We start from the raw sequence: 17,552 nt of genomic DNA on the forward strand, positions 1-17,552 counted from the left end.
TCGCCGCAGCGGTCGGTGCCGTCCCCGGCGGCACCTCCCGCCCCGGTCAGCAGGCCATGGTCGAGGCGATCGACAAGGCCGTGAAGGACAAGGAGCACCTGCTCGTGCAGGCCGGCACGGGCACCGGCAAGAGCCTCGGCTACCTCACGCCGTCGCTGCTCGTGGACGGTCCGGTGGTGGTCTCCACGGCCACCCTCGCGCTGCAGAACCAGCTCGTCGAGCACGACCTGCCGCGCCTGATCACCGCCGTGGAGCCGGTCCTCGGCCGCAAGCCCACCTTCGCCGTCCTGAAGGGGCGCCACCACTACCTCTGCGCGGCGAAACTGGAGCACGCCGACGAGGAGGCGCCGACCGACACACTCTTCGACGACGCGCCGGCGCCCCGGGCCGGGCAGTGGCTCGGCGAGGCCGGCCGGCTCGGCAAGCAGATCCATCGGATCCGGTCCTGGGCCGGCAAGACCGAGACCGGTGACCGCGACGAGCTGGACCCGGGCGTCGACGAGACGGCGTGGAAACAGGTGTCCATGCCCGCGCGGGACTGTGTCGGCGCCGGTCGCTGCCCCTACGGCGCGGAGTGCTTCGCCGAGGCGTCCCGGGTCCGCGCCCGCGAGGCCGACATCGTCGTCACCAACCACAGCCTGCTCGCCGTCGACATGCTCGCCGAGCACCAGATCGTCCCGCCGCACAAGCTGCTCGTCGTCGACGAGGCGCACGAGCTGGCCGAGCGGGTCTCCTCCGCCGCGCAGGCCGAGCTGACCCCCGAGGCGATCGAGCGGGCCGGCCGGCGCGCCCGCACGATGGTCCCACCGGCCAGCGCCGAGCAGCTCGCCGAGGCGGCCGACGCGCTCACCGTCGGCCTCGCCGAGGCGCCCGCCGGCCGGCTCACCACCGGCCTGCCGGACCAGCTGCGGATGGCGCTGACCCTGCTCGAGTCGGCCACCCGGGCCGGGCTCTCGGCGATCGGCGAGGTGAAGTCCGACGACTCCGACCCGGTCGGCAAACAGCAGGCCAAGGCGGTCCTCGACGAGATCTTCAACACCGCGCAGCGGCTGCTGGAGGAGGATGCGAGCGACGTCGCCTGGGTGGAGAAGTCCGACCTCGGCAACGGCCGGCGCGCGCTCGTGGTGGCACCGCTCTCGGTCGCCGGCACCCTGGCGCAGAGTCTCTACGCGGACCGCACCGTGGTGGTCACCTCGGCCACGCTGACCCTGGGCGGCCGGTTCGACACGGTGGCCCGGTCGCTCGGGCTGCCCGCGGCCGCACCCGGTCCGGACGGCGCGCCCACCTCCGGCGACGGCTGGACCTCGCTGGATGTCGGTTCCCCGTTCGACTACCCGAAACAGGGCATCCTCTACGTGGCGTCACACCTGCCCCGGCCGGCCCAGTCCGGCCTGCCCGACGCGGCGGGCGCGGAGCTGCTCAAGCTGGTCGAGGCGCTCGGTGGGCGTACTCTCGGGCTCTTCTCCTCCCGCAAGGCCGCGACCCAGGCCGCCGAGCTGTTGCGCGCCAAGACCGACCTGCCGATCCTGTTGCAGGGCGAGGAGACGCTTCCGATCCTGGTCCGCAAGTTCCGGGAGGACAAGTCGAGCTGCCTCTTCGGTGTGATGTCCCTGTGGCAGGGCGTCGACGTGCCGGGCGACTCCTGCCAGCTCGTGGTCATCGACCGGCTGCCGTTCCCGCGCCCCGACGAGCCGCTCGCCGCCGCCCGCTCCGCCGCCGTGGACGCGAACGGCGGCTCCGGTTTCGCCTCGGTGAGCGTGCCGATCGCCGCGGTCCGGCTGGCGCAGGGCGTGGGCCGGCTGATTCGGTCGAGCGGCGACAAAGGCGTGGTGGCGGTGCTCGACTCGCGCCTGGAGACGGCCCGCGGCTACGGGGCGTTCCTGCGCAAGTCGCTGCCCCCGTTCTGGTACACGACACGCACCGACGTGGCGCTCGGCGCCCTGAACCGCCTCGCCCGGAGCTGACCGTGAAAATGATCGCCTGCACGTTCCTGCTCGACCGCACCGGCGGCGTGCTGCTGCAACTGCGCGACGACAAGGCCCCCTACTACCCGAACGTGTGGGGCCTGCCCGGCGGCGAGATCGAGCCGGGGGAGACACCGGCCGAGGGTGCCGCCCGCGAGCTGCTGGAGGAGTCCGGCCTGCGCGCCGACGCCCCGTTGCGGCTCTTCCTCCGGCAGGAGCTGCCCGAGCAGGGCCGGATCAAGCACTACTTCTACGGGCGGACCGGCGCCACCCAGGCCGACGTGGTGCTCGGCGAGGGCGCGGCGATGCTCTTCGTGCCGCTGACCGAGGTGCTGGGGCGGCCCTTCACCCCGGGCACAGCCGAGGTCATCGAGCGGTTCCTGGCCGCACCGGAGTTCCATGCGCTGTCATGAGCGTCCTGGTGGCCCGCGGCGTGCTGTCATGAGCGTCCTGGTGACCCGCGGAGTGCTGTCATGAGCGTCCTGGTGGCCCGCGGCGTGCTGTCATGAGCGCCCCGGCGACCGGCGACTCGCGGCCCCGGCGGCGCCTGCGGGCCGTCGCTGTGGTCACCGTCTGGGTGGTGGCGCTGCTCGCCCTGAGCCTCTGGTCGGCACGCCGCGACCCGCCGACCGTGGCCGAGCAGCGCGACATCGGCCACGCCGTGCCCGAACTGCGCCGGGCCACCGGCGCCCTGTTCGCCGCCGCCGACGGCGAGCGCTGGGCGCTGCGACTCGGCGAGCTCCGCATCGAGGAATGCTCGATCAACCCGGCGTGGGCGGGCCGGGTCGCCACCCGCGACCTCACCCTGATCGTCCCGGAGGGCGATGCCCGTGCGGCGCTCGACGCGGTGGCGGCCGGCCTGCCCGCGGACTACCGCGCGTCGGTGATCGCGCTGCGCGGCGGGACGCGGCTCTCCTTCTACGCCGACGCGGGCTCGTTCATCGCGATCGACGCCGAGGCGAACGCGGCCGACCAGGTGCTGACCCTGCGAGCCGACTCGGGCTGCCGCCCGGCCGCCGCCACCGATGCGGCCGACCCGCCTGCGGGCCTCGCACCGGGGTCGCTGGGCGAGACGCTGGAGGCGCTCGGTGCGGATCCGGGGACGGTGAGCGCGGCGCCTGGGAGCCCAACGCCTGGCAGTCCGGCGCCTGGGAGACCGGCGCCTGGGAGCCCGGTTTCTGGAGATTCCGGGGCTTATGCGGTGGCTTGTCCCGGTGGTGGGGCGGGAGCGACCTTCACTGCGGACGGCGGCGTGGCGGAGGACGGTGACGGACCCGCCGGGGTGCCGGACGATGCGGAGCTGATCTGGTCGGATGCGGGCGGCTGGGCGTACCGGACAGGTGTCGACTCGGTCGTGGTCACCGCGCAGGGTGGGCGGTACCAGGTGAGCGTGACCACCGACTGCCGCGCGGGCTGAAAGCCCGCCGGGCGAGGCGGTCAGTAGACCAGGGCTTGTGCGCCCTCGGTGGTGACCTCTTCGACGAAGACGGCGGCGCCGGCGATGCGGATGCCCGGGAGGACGTCGTCCGGGCCGATGTCGCGGCGGGCCGCGCACTGGGTGCAGAGGGTGACCCGGCCGGTGGCGAGGATCGCGTCGAGCAGGTCCGGCAGTGGCGCGGCGTGCGGCAGGGCGAACTCGGCGGCCCGGCCCGGCAGCGCGAACCAGGACGATTCCCCGGTCAGCCAGAGTGAGACGTCCACGCCGGAAGCGGCGGCTGTGCTCGCCACGGTGAAAGCCTGGGAGCAGCGCTCCGGTGCGTCCGCTCCCGCGGTGGCCTTGACGACCAGCAAACGTGCCATAGGGGCCAGCATAAGATGGGCGCGTCATGGTTACGGAGATCGGGTTCGTGAGCCTGCTGGTGGCCGCTCTGGGCGCGCTGGCAGGCGGTTTCGGCTATCTGGCCGTTCGTATTTCGAGGGGGCGTTGGTGAGCAGCGAGACAGAGAACCCGCTGGGACCGCCGCCGTGGCTGAACGCGCCACCGGTCGACCCCTACCCCTACGAGGACACGCATGACCTGCGCGTCGGGCCGGACCTCAACCCGGCCCTGCTCGGTCTGCTGCCGTTCGTCGGGTTGTGGCGGGGCCGCGGGCAGGGCGGGTTCCCCCAGGAGGAGGACTACAACTTCGCCCAGGAGATCCGGATCAGTCACGACGGCCGGGCGTTCCTGCGCTACGAGTCGCGTGCCTGGCTGCTCGACGACGAGTCGCAGCCGATCGGGCCGGCGCTGACCGAGTCCGGTTTCTGGCGGCCGGTGCTCGTGGACGGCCGTCCCGGTGACGACATGGAAGCCACCATGATCCGTCCGGACGGCGTGGCCGAGCTCTACATCGGCAAGGCCGCGACGACCCGGCTGGAGATGGGGACCGACGCGGTGGCGTACACACCGTCGGGTCTGCATGTGACGGGCGGGCACCGGCTCTTCGGTGTCGTCGAGGGTGCGTTGCTCTACGCCCACGAGATCTCCGTCGACGGCAGCGGGCTCCAGCCGCACATGTCGGCGCGCCTGCTGCGCATCGGCGGCTGACAGGCCACGGCGGTTCGGCCACCGGCCGCGGGTGCACAACGGCCCGCCGCCGGTGAGCCAGGCCTCGTTCCGCTGCGGCACGACGTGTGACATCGGCGAACTATGCTCGTCACGTGTCCGCCACATCGCTAGCCGCCATGCTGCGTGAGCGTGGGCTGCGGCTCACCCCGCAGCGTCAGCTGATCCTGGAAGCGGTGCACGAACTCGGTCATGCCACGCCGGAGTCGGTGCACAACGCGGTCCGCGAGCGCGCGGCCGGCGTCAACATCACCACGGTCTACCGGACCTTGGAGCTTCTCGAGGAGCTCGGGCTGGTCAACCACACCCATCTGTCGCACGGCTCGCCGACCTATCACGCGGCCGGCGAGGACCAGCACGTCCACCTGGTGTGCCGGGCCTGCGGCTCGATCGCCGAGGTCGACCCGTCGGTGATGCAGCCGGTCACCGACCGGCTGCGCGACGAACGTGACTTCCGGGTCGACGTGGGTCACGTGTCCCTGTTCGGCAAGTGCGGCAACTGCGAGGAGAGCGCGTGAGTGTCGTCATGGTCGAGGACCTCGACCCGGGTTCCGCCGACGCCGGGGTGCCGGCCCACTTCGGTGACCCGATGCGGGAGCAGCGGCTGCTGGAGACCGCCGTCGGGCTGGTCGACCGGTCGAACCGGGACGTGATCGCGGTCCCCGGTGAGGAACGGGCGAGCTGGCTGCACACGCTCACCACCCAGCACCTGTCCGACCTGCGCGAGGACCAGGGCAGTGAGTTGCTGGTGCTGTCGCCGAACGGGCATGTCGAGCAGCACGCCTACATCACCGAGGACGGTGCGACGGCCTGGCTGGACACCGAGCCGGGCGCCGGGGCGGGTCTGCTGAAGTACCTGGAGATGATGCGCTTCTTCACCCGGGTCGAGCCGCGCGACGCGACGGCCGAGCTGGCGGTGCTGTCGCTCGTCGGGCCCGGCGCGGCCGACCTCGTGCCCGGCCTGGCGGAACCCCGGGTGGGTGCGGTGCCGGGTCCGAAGTTCGCCGCCGGGTCGGTGCCGGCGGAGCCGACGAGCCTCTATGCCGTACGCGCCTTCGAAGCGGGCCTGGCCCGCCGGGTGCCGCTCGGGGTGGACCTGCTGGTGCCACGTGCCGAGAAGACGGCGATCATTGAGAAGCTGGGTGTGCCGCGGGCGGGCCTCTGGGCGTACGAGGCTGTCCGTGTCGCCGCCCGCCAGCCGCGACTGGGCTGGGAGAGTGACCACCGGACCATCCCGGCCGAGGCCGGTTTCCTGGCTGCCGGGGTGCACCTGGACAAGGGCTGTTACCGCGGCCAGGAGACGGTGGCCCGGGTCCACCATCTGGGCCGGCCGCCGCGCCGCCTGGTGCTGCTGCACCTGGACGGCATCGCCACCGACCACCCGCCGGCGAAGGGCACCCCGGTCGAGCTGGACGGGCGTGCGGTCGGTTTCGTCGGCACCGCGGTGCGGCACCACGAACTCGGCATGATCGCCCTGGCGGTGCTGAAGCGCAACGTCGCCGACGACGCGAAGCTCACGGTGGGTGAGTCGGCGGCCGCCGTCGACGCTGCCTGACGCCCCTGGGAACTGGCAGGATGAGCCGCATGACCGGAACCTTGATCACCGTCGCCCCGACCGGCGCGGAGAGCAGCAAGGCGGACGTGCCGGCTCTGCCAGTGACCCTGGATGAGCTGGTCTCGACCGCGAAGGAGTGCGAGGCGCTCGGCGCCTCGATCGTCCACGTGCACATCCGGGACGACGCCGCCCGGCCCACCCTGGACCTGGGGCGGCTGCGGGCCACCGTCGCAGCGCTGCGGGAGGCCACCGGCCTGATCGTGCAGCTCTCCTCGGGTGGCGCTGTCACCGACGCGGAGGCGGACCGGCTCGCGGTGCTCGACGCCCAGCCGGCGATGGCCTCCTGCACGATGGGCACGGTCAACTTCGGCGACGGCGTGTTCCTGAATCGCTGGGAGTTCATCGTCGACCTGCACACCCGGATGCAGGAGCGCGGGATCGTGCCGGAGTACGAGATCTTCGACCTGGGACAGCTCACCACCCTGCAGCGGCTGCTCGGGAAGTACGGCCTGCCGTTCGGCGGTCACGTCCACGTCGACCTGGTGATGGGCGTCCCGGGCGGGATGCCGGGCACGGCGGCCGCCCTTGTCGCGTGCGAGCAGGTGATCCGTGACCTGCCGGCGGGCACCACGTTCTCGGCGACCGGCGTCGGGCGCAGCACCCTGCCGGTGATGCTGGCGTCGCTGGCGGCCGGCGGTCACCTGCGGGTCGGGATGGAGGACACCCTGACGTACGCGAAGGGCCGTTCCGTCGAGTCGAACATGCAGCTGGTGGCCCGGGCTGTCGGTTTCGCCCAGCTGGCTCAGCGGCCGCCGCTTACCCCGGCACAGGCCCGTGATCTGCTCGGGGTGCAGGACTCATGATCGTCGCAGAGGTGGTCCGCTCCGGTTTCGTGGAGAGCGTGCACCACGGGGTTGTCGCGCTCACCACGGGCGCCGGCTTCGGGGATGTCACGAGCCCGTTCTTCCCGCGGTCCTCGAACAAGCCGCTGCAGACCGTCGGGCTGCTGACCTCCGGGCTGGTGCCGCGCGAGGAGGCCGACCTGGCCCTGATCAGTGGCAGTCACGACGGCGAGAAGTTCCACGTGGAACGGGTGCGGGCCATGCTGGCGGCGACCGGGCTGGACCCGTCGGCGCTGCGTTGCCCGGCCGACCTGCCGCTGGGCGAGACGCCGCGGCACGCGTGGCTGCGCGGCGGTGGCGTGGCCGAGCCGATCCTGATGAACTGTTCCGGCAAGCACGCCGGCATGCTCGCCACCTGCGTGATCAACGGGTGGCCGCTGGATTCGTACCTCGACGTCGATCATCCCTTGCAGAAAGCCCTCGCCGACGCGGTGAGCCGGCTCGCCGACGAGCCGATCGCGGCGCTCGGGGTGGACGGCTGCGGCGCGCCGATCTTCGCGATCACCCCGCTCGGGCTGGCGCGGGCGTTCCAGCGGCTCGTCGACGCCGAGCCGGGCAGCCCGGAACGCCGGGTCGCCGACGCCATGCGGGCCCACCCGGAACTGGTGGCCGGCACCGGCACCGAGGACACCGTGCTGATGAACGCGTTGCCCGGGCTGCTGGTGAAGAAGGGCGCCGACGGCGTGGCGGCGGCCGCTGTGCCGGGCGTCGGCGCGGTGGCGTTGAAGATCGCGGACGGTGCGACGCGGGCCCGCGTACCCGTGCTGCTCTCTGCCCTGCGCCGTCTCGGCCTGGAGATCCCGGAGGCGGTTTCGCGCCTGCCGGAGGCGGTGCTCGGTGGCGGCCGCCCGGTGGGTGAGGTTCGCGCGGTTTGGTGAATGGCGGGGTGACTCGGTTCACGCTAGCTATAGCAAGCGCTTTGCTTGCAACAGCTAGCACTCCGGGCTAACTTCGAGGCATGGCCACACCCAAGGAACTGCCCGAGGACATCGGAACCTTCATCCGTGACCTCCGGCAGACCGCGAAGATCTCGCTGCGGCAGCTCGCCGACAAGGCGGGGGTCTCCAACCCCTACCTGAGTCAGATCGAGCGTGGCCTCCGCAAGCCGAGCGCCGAGGTGCTCCAGCAGATCGCCAGCGCGCTCCGGGTGTCGACGCCCGCGATGTACCTGCGGGCCGGGCTGCTCGACGGCGAAGGCCAGCAGGGTGTGCTGGCCGCCATCGCGGCCGACCCGGAACTCACGATCGCGCAGAAGCAGTCCCTGTCGCAGATCTACGAGACGTTCCGCAACGAGAACGCGCGCACCGACCCGGCGCCCGAAGCCGCGCAGCCCGCGGCCCCGCAGCCTTCCGCCACCCAGCCTTCCGCCGCCCAGCCTTCCGCCACGCCTTCCGACCTCGCTGAGGAGTCCAAGTGACCGAGCAGACCAAGACCCGCATCCCCGCCCCGCTCTACGCCGCCGCCGGTGCCGGTGACCTGGCCTACCAGCAGCTCCGCAAGCTCCCCGCCGTGCTGACCGAGCTGAGCGACCGCGCCGCCTCCTCGCTCAAGGTCTACAACGACCAGGCCGGCTCCAAGGCCGCCGAGCTGCGTGACAAGGCCAACACCACCGACTTCGTGGCCATCCGGGACAACGCGGCCACCGCCGCCAACGCTCTCGCCCAGGTCGCGCAGGAGCGGGCCGTGTCCCTCTACACCGCCCTGGTGGCGCGCGGCGAGCGCGTCGTCGGCACCGGTGTCGTCGAGGCCGCCGACGTGGTGAACTCCGACATCGAGACCACCGAGGAGCCGAAGGCCGTCGAGGCCGCGGTCGCCGAGGCCAAGGCCGTCGAGGCCGCGCCGAAGCCGCGCAAGCGGGCCAAGCCGGCCACCCCGAAGACCGCCGAGTAACAGCAGAACACGACATCAAGCTGCGGGCCCCGGCGTTGCTGGGGCCCGCAGCATAGACTTTGCCTCATGGCCTACTCCGCGCCGATCTTCTTCGACGACGTTCGCTTCTACATCGATTTCCTCGTGCTGCTCGTCTCGCTGATCGTGCAGTCGGTGGCGCTCATCCACTGCCTGATCCAGCGTGGCGCCGGTTTCCAGGCCATCGGCACGCTGCCGAAAGGCGCCTGGGCCGCGATCATCGGCGTCTGCCTGGTCATCACGTTCCTGACCCAGGGCACGATTCTGATCATCAGCATGATCGGGATCGCGGCCGCACTGGTCTACCTGCTCGACGTCCGTCCCGGTCTGAAAGACCTGTCCGACGGCAAGGGCTTCTGGTGACCCGGGCCCTTCGTTGAGGGGTCGCTTCGGGCCGCCCCCACCGGACGGCGGCCCGCGCCTGCAGCGCATGGACCGGACCGGCCCACGGACGGGCCGCCCCACGTTGCCGGGTCCGGCGACCGAGCTGATCACTCTTCCCTCAGGCGTACGGGTGGAGCAGCTCACCACCGGCACCGGCACCCCGGTGACCGTTTTTGCCCACGGTCTCGCCGGCGACATCTCCGGCACCCGCCCCCTGGGCAGCGGTGTCACCGGCCGCCGCGTCTTCTTCCACTTCCGCGGTCACGGCCGCTCCGACACCCCACCCGGCCCGTGGTCCTTCGCCGACCTCGCCGCCGACCTGTCCGCCGTCGCCGACCAGTCCGGCGCCACCCGGGCCGTCGGCGTCAGCATGGGCGCCGCCGCCCTGTGCCGCCTGATCGCCACCGCACCCGCCCGCTTCGACCGGGTCGTCCTCTACCTGCCCGCACCCCTCGACGGCCACCGCCCGGCCGCCGCCACCGACCGCTTCAGCCGCCTCCTCGCCGCCGTCGAATCCCGCGAGGCCGCAGTGATCGCCGAAGCCGTCGAACCCGAGATCCCCACCGCCGTCCGCAACACTCCGGCCGGCTGGAGCCACCTGCGGCAGCGGGTCGAACAGCTGCAACGCGACGGCCTCGCCCCCGAACTTGAATCCCTGTGGACCCGCCCGGCCTTGGCCGACGAAGCGCTGCTGCGGGAGTTTCCGGGCAAGGCCCTGGTGATCGGCTGCCTGGGCGACGACGTCCACCCGGCCTCCTGGGCCGAGCGGCTCGCGGGCTTGCTGCCCGGCGCTGAACTGCAGATCTTCGACAGGCCGGCGGTTCTGTGGAACAACCGCCGGGAGCTGCGGGACCGCATCTCCACCTTCTTGAACACCTGACCGGCCGTTCGGGTCGCTGCCCCGCCGGGATTCTGCTTCCGCCTGATGGGCCGCCGGGCGCAGCGGGCGGGAGGCGTTCCGCCGTGGTGGCCGCGGTCGGCTGGGTAGGGTCAGTGCGACGGTGTTGATCTGCTAGCGATGCGAAATCGCGGTTTTGCCCCCATGATCACAGCGATTTCGCAGCGCTAGCAGATCAACACCTCGACCGGGGCCGGCGTGTTTTGGGAGTGATGTCCGGAAGCCGTAACTTTTGACGGTCCTCAGGCGTCTTCATTACGTGCGCTTGTCCCCTAAATCCCTCTTTTTTGGCCTGGTGGTTGTGGGCCTGCCGTTCGCGGTGGTGACCGGGTGGGCCCTCGGTGCTCCGGCATCCCGGCCCACCGCCGGCGGAACTGTCGGCGAGGCCGGTGTGCCCGGCGGTGTCGGTGGACTCGGCGGTGTCGGTGGACTCGGCGCGGCGCCGACGACCGGTGTGCCGGATCGGGACGTGCAGGACGGCTATACCGGACGGCCGCCTCGGGCGACGGTTTCGGCGATGCCTCCCGTCTCGGTGCCGGGATCTTCCCCGTCGGTGCGGCCGGTGGCGACGATGACCGTTACGGTCGTCACCTCCGTACCACCGCCGCTCGTTCCCACCGGCCTGCCGCCGCTTCTCACCGACCCGCCGGTGCCGACGCCGACGCAGATCACCGACCCGCCGAGTCCGTCGCCGACGGAGTCGGAGCCGGACGTCTCGCCGTCGCCGTCGCCCACCGCGCATCCGTCCGGGGTCGCGAGCGGGTCCTGACATCCGCTCCGTGAGTCGGTGGGGGCAGGAACTAAGCTGCTGCACCGTGAGCGGTGATCAGAGTCGGGTGGCGTCGGGGCTGCGGGAGTTCGTCACCGGGGCCGGGCTGCTCGGCCGCGGGCTGGGCCTGGTGTTGAGCAATCCGCGGCTGCTGGTGATCGGGTTGTTGCCCGCGTTGCTCTCCGGCGTGCTGTACGTCGTGTTGCTGGTGCTGCTGGTCCGGTTCCTGCCCGATGTGTCGGCGCAGGTGACCTGGTTCGCCGACGGCTGGCGGGGCTGGTTGCGTGACACGGCCCGGGTTTTCGCCGGCGCCGGTGTGCTGGGGCTGAGTGTGCTGCTCGGGATCGTCACGTTCACCGCGGTGACGCTGCTGATCGGGGACCCGTTCTACGAGAAGATCTCGGAGCGGGTGGAGGCCCGGTTCGGCGGGGTGCCGGACGAGGTCGAGGTCGGTGTTCTGGAGTCGTTGCGGCGCAGTGCCGTGGATTCGCTGCGGCTGATCGGCATCTCGGTCCTGGTGGCGATTCCGCTGTTCCTGCTCGGGTTCGTGCCGTTCGTCGGGCAGACCGTGGTCCCGGTGGTGGGTGGCGCGGTCGGTGGCTGGTTGCTGGCGCTGGAGTTGACGGGTGCCCCGTTCCAGCGTCGCGGGCAGCGGCTGCGGCACCGCCGGGCCGTGCTGCGCGGGCGGAAGCCGTTGACGCTGGGCTTCGGTGCGGCGGTTTTCGTGGTCTTCCTGATTCCGCTGGGTGCGGTCTTCCTGATGCCGGCGGCGATCGCGGGGGCGACCCTGCTGGCCCGGAAGAGCCTGGGGTCGCCCACCTCGATCACCACCACGGCTTCGCTGTAAGGCTGTGGATCAACCTTTCAGGCCGGTGTGTGCGAGGCCTTCGATGAACTGGCGCTGGGCCAGCACGAAGACGATGAGTACCGGGATCGCCGTCATCGACGCCGCGGAGAGCTGCACGTTCCACAGTTGACCCTGGTACGCGTCGGTGAACTGGGTGAGTGCCTGCGGCAGCGTGTACTTCGTCTGCGAGGAGATGTAGACGACCGGTTCCAGGTACAGGTTCCAGCTGTGCAGAAACGTGAAGATCGCGACCGCGCCGAGGGCGGGCCGGGCCAGCGGCAGCGCGATGCGGCGGAAGATGGCGGGGCGGCCGAGGCCGTCCATCCGGGCCGCCTCCTCCAACTCGCCGGGCAGCGTGATGAAGAACTGCCGCATGATGAAGGTGGCCAGCACGCTCGGCGGTCCCAGCATCGGGACGAGGATCAGCGGCCAGTGTGTGTCGACCAGGCCGAGGCTGTTGAAGACGCGGAACAGCGGCACGATCGTCACTTCGCTCGGGATGAGCAGGCCGGTGAGCACGACCAGGAAGAGCAGGTTCTGGCCGGGGAACCGGATCCGGGCGAAGGCGTAACCGGCGAGCGCGGCCACGACGAGGGTGCCCAGGGTGACGACGACGGCGATGTAGGCGCTGTTGAAGTACTGCTGCGCGAACGGCTGCATGGTGAACACCTGCCGCCACGGTTCGAGCGTCCAGGTGCTCGGGTCGAAGTCGAACGCGAAGATCGAGGCGTTCGGCTTGAACGAGCTCGTGATCATCCACCAGGTCGGGAAGACGAAAGGTACACAGAGGACGAGCAGCAGGCCGTACAGGAGGACTTTTCTCTTATTGCTCATGGAAGACCCACCTCTTGCGCATCTGCCACTGGAGCACGGTCAGTGCCAGGACGATGAGGAACAGCAGGACCGACAGGGTGGCGCCGTACCCGAAGGCGTGGAACTGGAAGGCCTGCTGGTACAGGTAGTAGACGAGCACCGTGGTCGAGGTGCCGGGGCCACCCTGGGTGAGCACGCTGATCTGCGCGAACACCTGCAACGAGCCGACCACCGTGATGATCGACGTGAGCAGGATGGTCGGGCTGATCAGGGGCAGCGTGATCCGCCGGAAGATGGTCCACGGCCCGGCGCCGTCGGTGCGGGCGGCCTCGTAGAGCTCCTGCGGCACACCTTGGAGCGCGGCCAGGAACAGCACCATGTTGAGGCCGACGTTCTTGAAGACCTGCACGATGACGACCGCGGCCATCGCGGTGCCGCCGGAGCGCAGCCAGTTCGGGCCGTCGATGCCGAACAGGCCGAGCAGCCCGTTGACGCCGCCGTTGTCCTGCAGCAGGAAGCCCCAGACGATGGTCCAGGCCAGCAGGGACACCACGACCGGTGAGAAGAACAGGACCCGGAAGAACGTGGTGCCGCGCAGTTTCTGGTTGAGCAGCACGGCCAGGAGCAGGGCCAGGGCCAGATTGAGTACGACCAGACCGACCGAGAACAGTGCGGTGGCCCGCAGCACGGCCGGCACGTTCGGGTCCTCGGCCAGTTTGCGGTAGTTCTCGGCGCCGGCGAAGTCGAACGTGTCGGCGAGGACGTTCCATTCGTGCAGGCTGTACCAGACGACGAGCACGAGCGGCGCGAAGACGAACGCGATGGAGCCGAGCAGCGCCGGGGTGATGAAGAGGTACCCGGTGAGCCGGTCACGGCGCCGGGTGGTCCAGAACGGCCGGGGCGCGGGTGGGGTGGACCGGGTCTCGTCGACCCGGTCCATGACCACTGTCATCGCGTCACTTCGCCAGGAGCGGGCTGATCGCCGTGCAGACGCCGCGCAGGACACCCGGCACGTCGGCGCCGGGCTTCCAGAGCGGGTCGAGGGCGGCCCGGACCGCCTGCGTGATCTCGGCGCTGCCGGTGTGGCTGGGCTTGACCACGCCGTTCGCGATGCCGTCCACCACGACGTCCTGGAGCTGTTCCGGCTTCAGCAGCGGGTTCGCCTTGCCGAGCGTCTCCGCGGTGAGCTGCGACGTGCGCGGCGGCGGGAAGAACTGGGCCAGCTTCGCCGAGTTGGCCGGGCTGGTGAAGAACTTGACGAACTCGCTCGCCGCCGCGGCGTTCTCGCTCTTGCGCAGCACGCCCAGTCCGCCCTGCCCGATCACCGAGTAGTCACCGGCGGGCCCGGCCGGCAGCGGAACCAGGTCCCAGCCGAACTTGGCGTCCTTGAGCAGCGACGCCCGGGAGATCTGGGCGATGGTCATCGCGGACTCGCCGGCGAAGAAGTCGGCTGCCACGCCGGGCGCCGGGAACGCCTTGCCGGTGAAGATGCCCTGGTGCAGGAAGGTCATCGCGTCGACCATCGGCTTCTGGTCGAAGCCGCAGGTCTTGCCGTCCTCGCTCCAGGCCCGCGCCCCCCAGCCCTGGAAGACGGTGGCGAGGTAGGTCCAGTCCTTGTAATCGAAGTCGCGGACCACGACGCCCTGCTTGCCGGTCTTCGCGGCGGTCGCGCCGGCGACCTTCACCACGTTGTCCCAGGTCCATCCGTTACCGGCGGGCAGGCTCTGCCCGGCCTGCTTCAGCAGGTCCGTGTTGACGAAGACACCGAACGGCGAGGTCGAGAACGGGTACGCCATCAGCTTGCCGTCCTGCTTCCACAGCGCCGTGGCGGACGGCGCCAGGTCGGCCGCCTCCTCGACGGCGTCGTCGAGCGGGGCGAGCGCGCCGGAGCTGACGAAGTCCGGTGCCGCCGACTCGAGGATCCAGGCCATGTCGGGCGCGTTCCCACCGGCGATCTGGGTGGTGACGGTGGTGGTGTAGTTCTCCAGCGGCAGGGCCTCGAAGGTGACTGTCACGTCGGGGTGGCTCTGCTTGTACTCGGCGGCGATGGAGTCGAAGAGCTGCACGTGCGCCGGGTTCGCCGACCACGTGGTCATCCGCAGGGTGATCGGGCCGTCGGCCTCGGCCTGCCCGCCACCGCAGGCGGCCAGGCCGGCGGTCAGGGTGCAGAGCAGGGCTGTCGCAGCTATTTTTCGCATGTCGGTTCCTCTCTTCAGTAACCGCTGACGTCCGGCCAGCGCAGCTCGACACCGTCGGTGCTGAGCCGGCCCTGGAACTCGACGAGCAGTTCGGGGGTGTTGCGGACCGCCCGGGGCGACACGGAACGGGCGAGGCAGAAGGCGGCGAGCGCCCCGGCCACCTCACCGGCGTTCCACTCCACCGGGTGCAGCCGGTACGAACCGTTGGTGACGTGGGTGGTGCCGATGTTCTTGCCGGCCGGCAGCAGGTTCTCCATCCGCCGCGGGATCAGCGCACCGAGCGGGATCTCGAACGGGCAGGAGGCGACGTCGATGTAGTTGTCGCCGCCGGTGGAGGGGTGCAGGTCGATGCGGTACATCCCGACGCCCACCGAGTCGTGGTAGGACACCGCGCCCTTGTCGCCGCGCACCTGCAGCGACAGGTCCTGCTCGACGACCGTGTACTCGGCGCGGATCCGCCGGGACTCCCGGACGTACGGCGCCATCGCGAGCCCGTCGGCACTGCCGGTGACGTCGCCGCGCAGTCGCAGCCCGCGCCACCCGGTGCCGCCGTCCGGCCGGGGCGCCTCGGTCTGCAGCCAGTAGAGCACCGAGTGCGACAGTTCCCGGGCCGCCCGCTCGACGGCCCCGGGGTCGGCGGCGTCCACATAGGGCTGCTCGAAGTAGTCGATCATCGGCCAGTTCACCAGGCAGATGTCGCTGGGGTAGAACCCGTCGGCGAAGTTGCGCCGGGCGGCGATGCGCCGGAACGTCCACAGGTTGCCGTCGCCCGGGTTGACCCGCTGGTCGGCCTGGACCAGCCACGGGTCGTCGTCCGGGTTCGGCGTGAACGACCGGGTCGAGGTCTGCAGGGTCCGCGGGTTCGGTGTCTGCCAGGACAGCATGCGCGCGCCCCAGAACGGCGGCTGGTACTCGCGCCAGAAGTCGTAGCGGGCCGGCCGGTCGACGGTGTGGTCACCGTCGACGTGGTCGATCGCGAAGCACACCGACAGGGCCTGCATGTTGGCCGGGTCGCCGGTGTCGGCCGCGCTCGGCTCGCCGGTCTCGTCGCGGGACTCGGCGCCCGTCACGTACTCGGTGCCGGTCATCGGCAGCAGTTCACCGGTCTCGGTGGCGTCCAGGACGTAGGGCGCGGTGAGCACCACGTCATCACCGGCGTACCGGACGGTGACCGCGGTGACGCGGTCGCCGTCGGTCTCGGCGGACACCGGCACGGCCGGCTGCAGAACGGTGAGCCGGCCCGCACCGCGGTAGGGGGCGAGCATCGACTCGATCACGGCGACCGCCACGCGCGGCTCGTGGCAGAGCCGGCTGACGTGCCCGGCGCCCGGGTTGAGGTCGCGGGTGCGGCGGGCGCGATCGGTGAGCGGGTAGTGGGCGCGATAGTGCTCGCGGATCCCGTCGCGCAGCGCCCGGTAACTGGCGGTCACCCCGAACTGCTCGACCCAGCTGTGCTCGTCCGGCGGCACGGCCTGACTGGTCAGCTGGCCGCCCAGCCAGGCGTACTCCTCGGTCAGCAGGACGGTTCGTCCGGCGCGCAGTGCGGCGAGGGCCGCGGCCACCCCGCCGAGGCCGCCACCCACCACGAGGACGTCGGCATGCAACTCACGCACGGGCGGCCGCCAGGGTCGCGCCGGGCACCGGGGCGCAGGGCAGCAGGCGCTGCTCCGGCTCGCCGCCGTCGAGGATCGTGGAGAGCACCTCCACCGCCTGCCAGCCCATCTCACGGCGGGGGATGCGGAACCCGGTGAAGTCCAGGTCCGTGGCGGCCGGCCGGGTGGGATCACCCAGGGCCACAAAAGAGAGATCATCTGGTACGCGCAGCGAACGGCGACCGGCCTCCTCGGCCAGCAGTGCCCCGTCCGCGAATTCCTCGACGAAAATGGCCGTACACCCCTGTTCTTCCAGTTGATCGAGGACCTGACCCGGCGACGAGCCGGCGATCCGCACGTGCACCCCGGTGATCCCGGCCTCCGCGACCGCACCGGTGAAACCTCGCAGCCGGTCGGCGTGCGACTCGGCTCCGGCGCCCTCACCCACGTACGCCACCCGCCGGTGCCCGAGCTCCGCCACCCGCCGCACCTGGGCGGCGGTGGCGGCCGGGTAGTCGGCGCCGACGTACGGCACCGGCCCACCAGCGTCGTCGCGCCGGCCGACGCTGACGAAGGGCTGCCCCTCCGCGATCAGCCGGGCCAGCTCCTCCGGGTCGAGCCATCGGCCGAGCAGGATGCAGCCGTCCGCCAGCCGCAGCCGGTTGTCGCGGTCGAAGATGCGCCGCCGGCCATCGACGACCGGTGCGCTGGTGAACAGCAGCAGGTCGCAGCCGATGCGTTCGGCGCACTCCTCGATGCCGACGAGGAACGGGTGGTAGAAGTCGCCCAGGCCGGCCGGGAAGACCGGCTCGTAGGTGAAGACGCCGAGGAACCGGTTGCGCTGGGCGGCCAGGCGGCGGGCGATCGGGTCGGCCACGTAGCCGGTGCGGCGGATGGCCGCCAGCACCCGCTCCCGGGTTTCCGGCGCGATGCGGACGGCCGCGTCGTCGCGCTCGTTGAGCACGATCGAGACGGTGGCCTGGCTGACGCCGGTCATGCGGGCGATGTCCTGCTGCGTCACCCGCCGGTTACCTGATGGCACGGAGAGGTCCCCTCTGTTACGCCGCTAATACGCATTAACAAACGTGCAGCGATCGTGAAGCACCAGATCGGCGACCGTCAAGACTCCGGAAGAAGAAAGTCCTGCACTAATAGGTATTAGCACCTTGACCGGGCC

At 71.2% G+C, this 17,552-nt stretch carries 21 protein-coding genes; 15 read left to right on the forward strand and 6 right to left on the reverse strand.

Annotation, left to right across the window (positions count from 1 at the left end):
- The first annotated feature begins 56 nt into the window (after nucleotides 1-56).
- From LPA41_RS02140 to LPA41_RS02150, 3 genes are all read left to right on the forward strand, one after another.
- Nucleotides 57-1,964, forward strand: coding sequence for an ATP-dependent DNA helicase (locus tag LPA41_RS02140; RefSeq protein WP_229068101.1), 1,908 nt, complete (start codon nucleotides 57-59; stop codon nucleotides 1,962-1,964).
- An 8-nt stretch (nucleotides 1,965-1,972) separates the two neighbouring features.
- A complete protein-coding gene (locus tag LPA41_RS02145; protein ID WP_229068104.1) occupies nucleotides 1,973-2,377 on the forward strand; it encodes an NUDIX domain-containing protein in 405 nt (134 codons plus the stop codon).
- A 92-nt stretch (nucleotides 2,378-2,469) separates the two neighbouring features.
- A complete protein-coding gene (locus tag LPA41_RS02150) occupies nucleotides 2,470-3,381 on the forward strand; it encodes a hypothetical protein (protein ID WP_229067873.1) in 912 nt (303 codons plus the stop codon).
- A gap of 20 nt (nucleotides 3,382-3,401) precedes the next feature.
- Here LPA41_RS02150 and LPA41_RS02155 read toward each other — a convergent pair whose 3' ends face one another.
- Nucleotides 3,402-3,776: a DsrE family protein gene (locus LPA41_RS02155; RefSeq protein WP_229067874.1), complete on the reverse strand. Its 375-nt coding sequence runs from the start codon at nucleotides 3,774-3,776 to the stop codon at nucleotides 3,402-3,404.
- Nucleotides 3,777-3,790: 14 nt separating this feature from the next.
- On the opposite strand from LPA41_RS02155, the gene mtfM reads away from it, so the two are divergent.
- The 12 genes from mtfM to LPA41_RS02210 all read left to right on the forward strand — a co-directional run bounded on the left by mtfM (nucleotide 3,791) and on the right by LPA41_RS02210 (nucleotide 11,772).
- Entirely contained in the window at nucleotides 3,791-3,895 is a 105-nt protein-coding gene (gene mtfM, locus LPA41_RS42410) for a small membrane protein MtfM (protein ID WP_041830316.1), read from the forward strand.
- Entirely contained in the window at nucleotides 3,892-4,491 is a 600-nt protein-coding gene (locus tag LPA41_RS02160; protein ID WP_229067875.1) for an FABP family protein, read from the forward strand. The genes mtfM and LPA41_RS02160 overlap by 4 nt, the downstream gene beginning before the upstream one ends.
- Before the next feature lie 137 nt (nucleotides 4,492-4,628).
- Nucleotides 4,629-5,027, forward strand: a complete 399-nt coding sequence (locus tag LPA41_RS02165) for a Fur family transcriptional regulator (protein ID WP_229068105.1) — start codon at nucleotides 4,629-4,631, stop codon at nucleotides 5,025-5,027.
- Between the two features lie 8 nt (nucleotides 5,028-5,035).
- Nucleotides 5,036-6,064 carry a folate-binding protein YgfZ gene (locus LPA41_RS02170; RefSeq protein ID WP_229068107.1) on the forward strand — a complete coding sequence of 343 codons (1,029 nt, stop codon included), beginning with the start codon at nucleotides 5,036-5,038 and terminating at the stop codon, nucleotides 6,062-6,064.
- Between the two features lie 29 nt (nucleotides 6,065-6,093).
- On the forward strand, nucleotides 6,094-6,927 hold the full coding sequence (locus LPA41_RS02175; RefSeq protein ID WP_229067876.1) for a 3-keto-5-aminohexanoate cleavage protein: 834 nt from the start codon (nucleotides 6,094-6,096) through the stop codon (nucleotides 6,925-6,927).
- Complete coding sequence (locus LPA41_RS02180) at nucleotides 6,924-7,844, forward strand: asparaginase (protein ID WP_229067877.1); 921 nt, start codon at nucleotides 6,924-6,926, stop codon at nucleotides 7,842-7,844. Before LPA41_RS02175 ends, LPA41_RS02180 begins: the two co-directional genes overlap by 4 nt.
- Nucleotides 7,845-7,924: 80 nt before the next feature.
- On the forward strand, nucleotides 7,925-8,383 hold the full coding sequence (locus tag LPA41_RS02185) for a helix-turn-helix domain-containing protein (RefSeq protein WP_229067878.1): 459 nt from the start codon (nucleotides 7,925-7,927) through the stop codon (nucleotides 8,381-8,383).
- A complete protein-coding gene (locus tag LPA41_RS02190) occupies nucleotides 8,380-8,856 on the forward strand; it encodes a hypothetical protein (protein WP_229067879.1) in 477 nt (158 codons plus the stop codon). Before LPA41_RS02185 ends, LPA41_RS02190 begins: the two co-directional genes overlap by 4 nt.
- 66 nt (nucleotides 8,857-8,922) lie before the next feature.
- On the forward strand, nucleotides 8,923-9,237 hold the full coding sequence (locus LPA41_RS02195) for a DUF2516 family protein (RefSeq protein WP_229067880.1): 315 nt from the start codon (nucleotides 8,923-8,925) through the stop codon (nucleotides 9,235-9,237).
- A 13-nt stretch (nucleotides 9,238-9,250) separates the two neighbouring features.
- Nucleotides 9,251-10,138 (forward strand): alpha/beta fold hydrolase, encoded by an 888-nt coding sequence (locus LPA41_RS02200; protein ID WP_229067881.1) that lies wholly within the window; start codon nucleotides 9,251-9,253, stop codon nucleotides 10,136-10,138.
- A 313-nt stretch (nucleotides 10,139-10,451) separates the two neighbouring features.
- The gene (locus LPA41_RS02205) at nucleotides 10,452-10,925 is read left to right on the forward strand and encodes a hypothetical protein (RefSeq protein WP_229067882.1); all 474 of its coding nucleotides are present in this window, start codon (nucleotides 10,452-10,454) and stop codon (nucleotides 10,923-10,925) included.
- 46 nt (nucleotides 10,926-10,971) lie between these two features.
- Nucleotides 10,972-11,772, forward strand: a complete 801-nt coding sequence (locus tag LPA41_RS02210) for an EI24 domain-containing protein (protein WP_229067883.1) — start codon at nucleotides 10,972-10,974, stop codon at nucleotides 11,770-11,772.
- A gap of 9 nt (nucleotides 11,773-11,781) precedes the next feature.
- Here the strand turns inward: LPA41_RS02210 and LPA41_RS02215 are convergent, their stop codons facing one another.
- The 5 genes from LPA41_RS02215 to LPA41_RS02235 are packed head-to-tail and all read right to left on the reverse strand — an operon-like array spanning nucleotide 11,782 to nucleotide 17,396.
- Entirely contained in the window at nucleotides 11,782-12,606 is an 825-nt protein-coding gene (locus tag LPA41_RS02215; RefSeq protein ID WP_229067884.1) for a carbohydrate ABC transporter permease, read from the reverse strand.
- A complete protein-coding gene (locus LPA41_RS02220; RefSeq protein WP_229067885.1) occupies nucleotides 12,596-13,537 on the reverse strand; it encodes a carbohydrate ABC transporter permease in 942 nt (313 codons plus the stop codon). The genes LPA41_RS02215 and LPA41_RS02220 overlap by 11 nt, the downstream gene beginning before the upstream one ends.
- A gap of 4 nt (nucleotides 13,538-13,541) precedes the next feature.
- Nucleotides 13,542-14,783, reverse strand: coding sequence for an ABC transporter substrate-binding protein (locus LPA41_RS02225; RefSeq protein WP_229067886.1), 1,242 nt, complete (start codon nucleotides 14,781-14,783; stop codon nucleotides 13,542-13,544).
- Between the two features lie 14 nt (nucleotides 14,784-14,797).
- The gene (locus tag LPA41_RS02230; protein WP_229067887.1) at nucleotides 14,798-16,396 is read right to left on the reverse strand and encodes an FAD-dependent oxidoreductase; all 1,599 of its coding nucleotides are present in this window, start codon (nucleotides 16,394-16,396) and stop codon (nucleotides 14,798-14,800) included.
- The gene (locus LPA41_RS02235) at nucleotides 16,389-17,396 is read right to left on the reverse strand and encodes a LacI family DNA-binding transcriptional regulator (RefSeq protein ID WP_229067888.1); all 1,008 of its coding nucleotides are present in this window, start codon (nucleotides 17,394-17,396) and stop codon (nucleotides 16,389-16,391) included. The genes LPA41_RS02230 and LPA41_RS02235 overlap by 8 nt, the downstream gene beginning before the upstream one ends.
- Between the last annotated feature and the right edge of the window lie 156 nt (nucleotides 17,397-17,552).

The sequence above is a fragment of the Actinoplanes sp. DH11 genome (genome assembly GCF_020873875.1).
In the GTDB taxonomy this organism is placed as follows: Bacteria; Actinomycetota; Actinomycetes; order Mycobacteriales; family Micromonosporaceae; genus Actinoplanes.

Coding starts and splice junctions, on each gene's coding strand:
- LPA41_RS02185 (WP_229067878.1), top strand. CDS start 7,925: ATGGCCACACCCAAGGAACTGCCCGAGGACATCGGAACCTTCATCCGT.
- LPA41_RS02225 (WP_229067886.1), bottom strand. CDS start 14,783: ATGCGAAAAATAGCTGCGACAGCCCTGCTCTGCACCCTGACCGCCGGC.
- LPA41_RS02220 (WP_229067885.1), bottom strand. CDS start 13,537: ATGACAGTGGTCATGGACCGGGTCGACGAGACCCGGTCCACCCCACCC.
- LPA41_RS02175 (WP_229067876.1), top strand. CDS start 6,094: ATGACCGGAACCTTGATCACCGTCGCCCCGACCGGCGCGGAGAGCAGC.
- mtfM (WP_041830316.1), top strand. CDS start 3,791: ATGGTTACGGAGATCGGGTTCGTGAGCCTGCTGGTGGCCGCTCTGGGC.
- LPA41_RS02180 (WP_229067877.1), top strand. CDS start 6,924: ATGATCGTCGCAGAGGTGGTCCGCTCCGGTTTCGTGGAGAGCGTGCAC.
- LPA41_RS02195 (WP_229067880.1), top strand. CDS start 8,923: ATGGCCTACTCCGCGCCGATCTTCTTCGACGACGTTCGCTTCTACATC.
- LPA41_RS02215 (WP_229067884.1), bottom strand. CDS start 12,606: ATGAGCAATAAGAGAAAAGTCCTCCTGTACGGCCTGCTGCTCGTCCTC.
- LPA41_RS02140 (WP_229068101.1), top strand. CDS start 57: ATGGTCGAGGCGATCGACAAGGCCGTGAAGGACAAGGAGCACCTGCTC.
- LPA41_RS02165 (WP_229068105.1), top strand. CDS start 4,629: ATGCTGCGTGAGCGTGGGCTGCGGCTCACCCCGCAGCGTCAGCTGATC.
- LPA41_RS02170 (WP_229068107.1), top strand. CDS start 5,036: ATGGTCGAGGACCTCGACCCGGGTTCCGCCGACGCCGGGGTGCCGGCC.
- LPA41_RS02145 (WP_229068104.1), top strand. CDS start 1,973: ATGATCGCCTGCACGTTCCTGCTCGACCGCACCGGCGGCGTGCTGCTG.
- LPA41_RS02150 (WP_229067873.1), top strand. CDS start 2,470: ATGAGCGCCCCGGCGACCGGCGACTCGCGGCCCCGGCGGCGCCTGCGG.
- LPA41_RS02155 (WP_229067874.1), bottom strand. CDS start 3,776: ATGCTGGCCCCTATGGCACGTTTGCTGGTCGTCAAGGCCACCGCGGGA.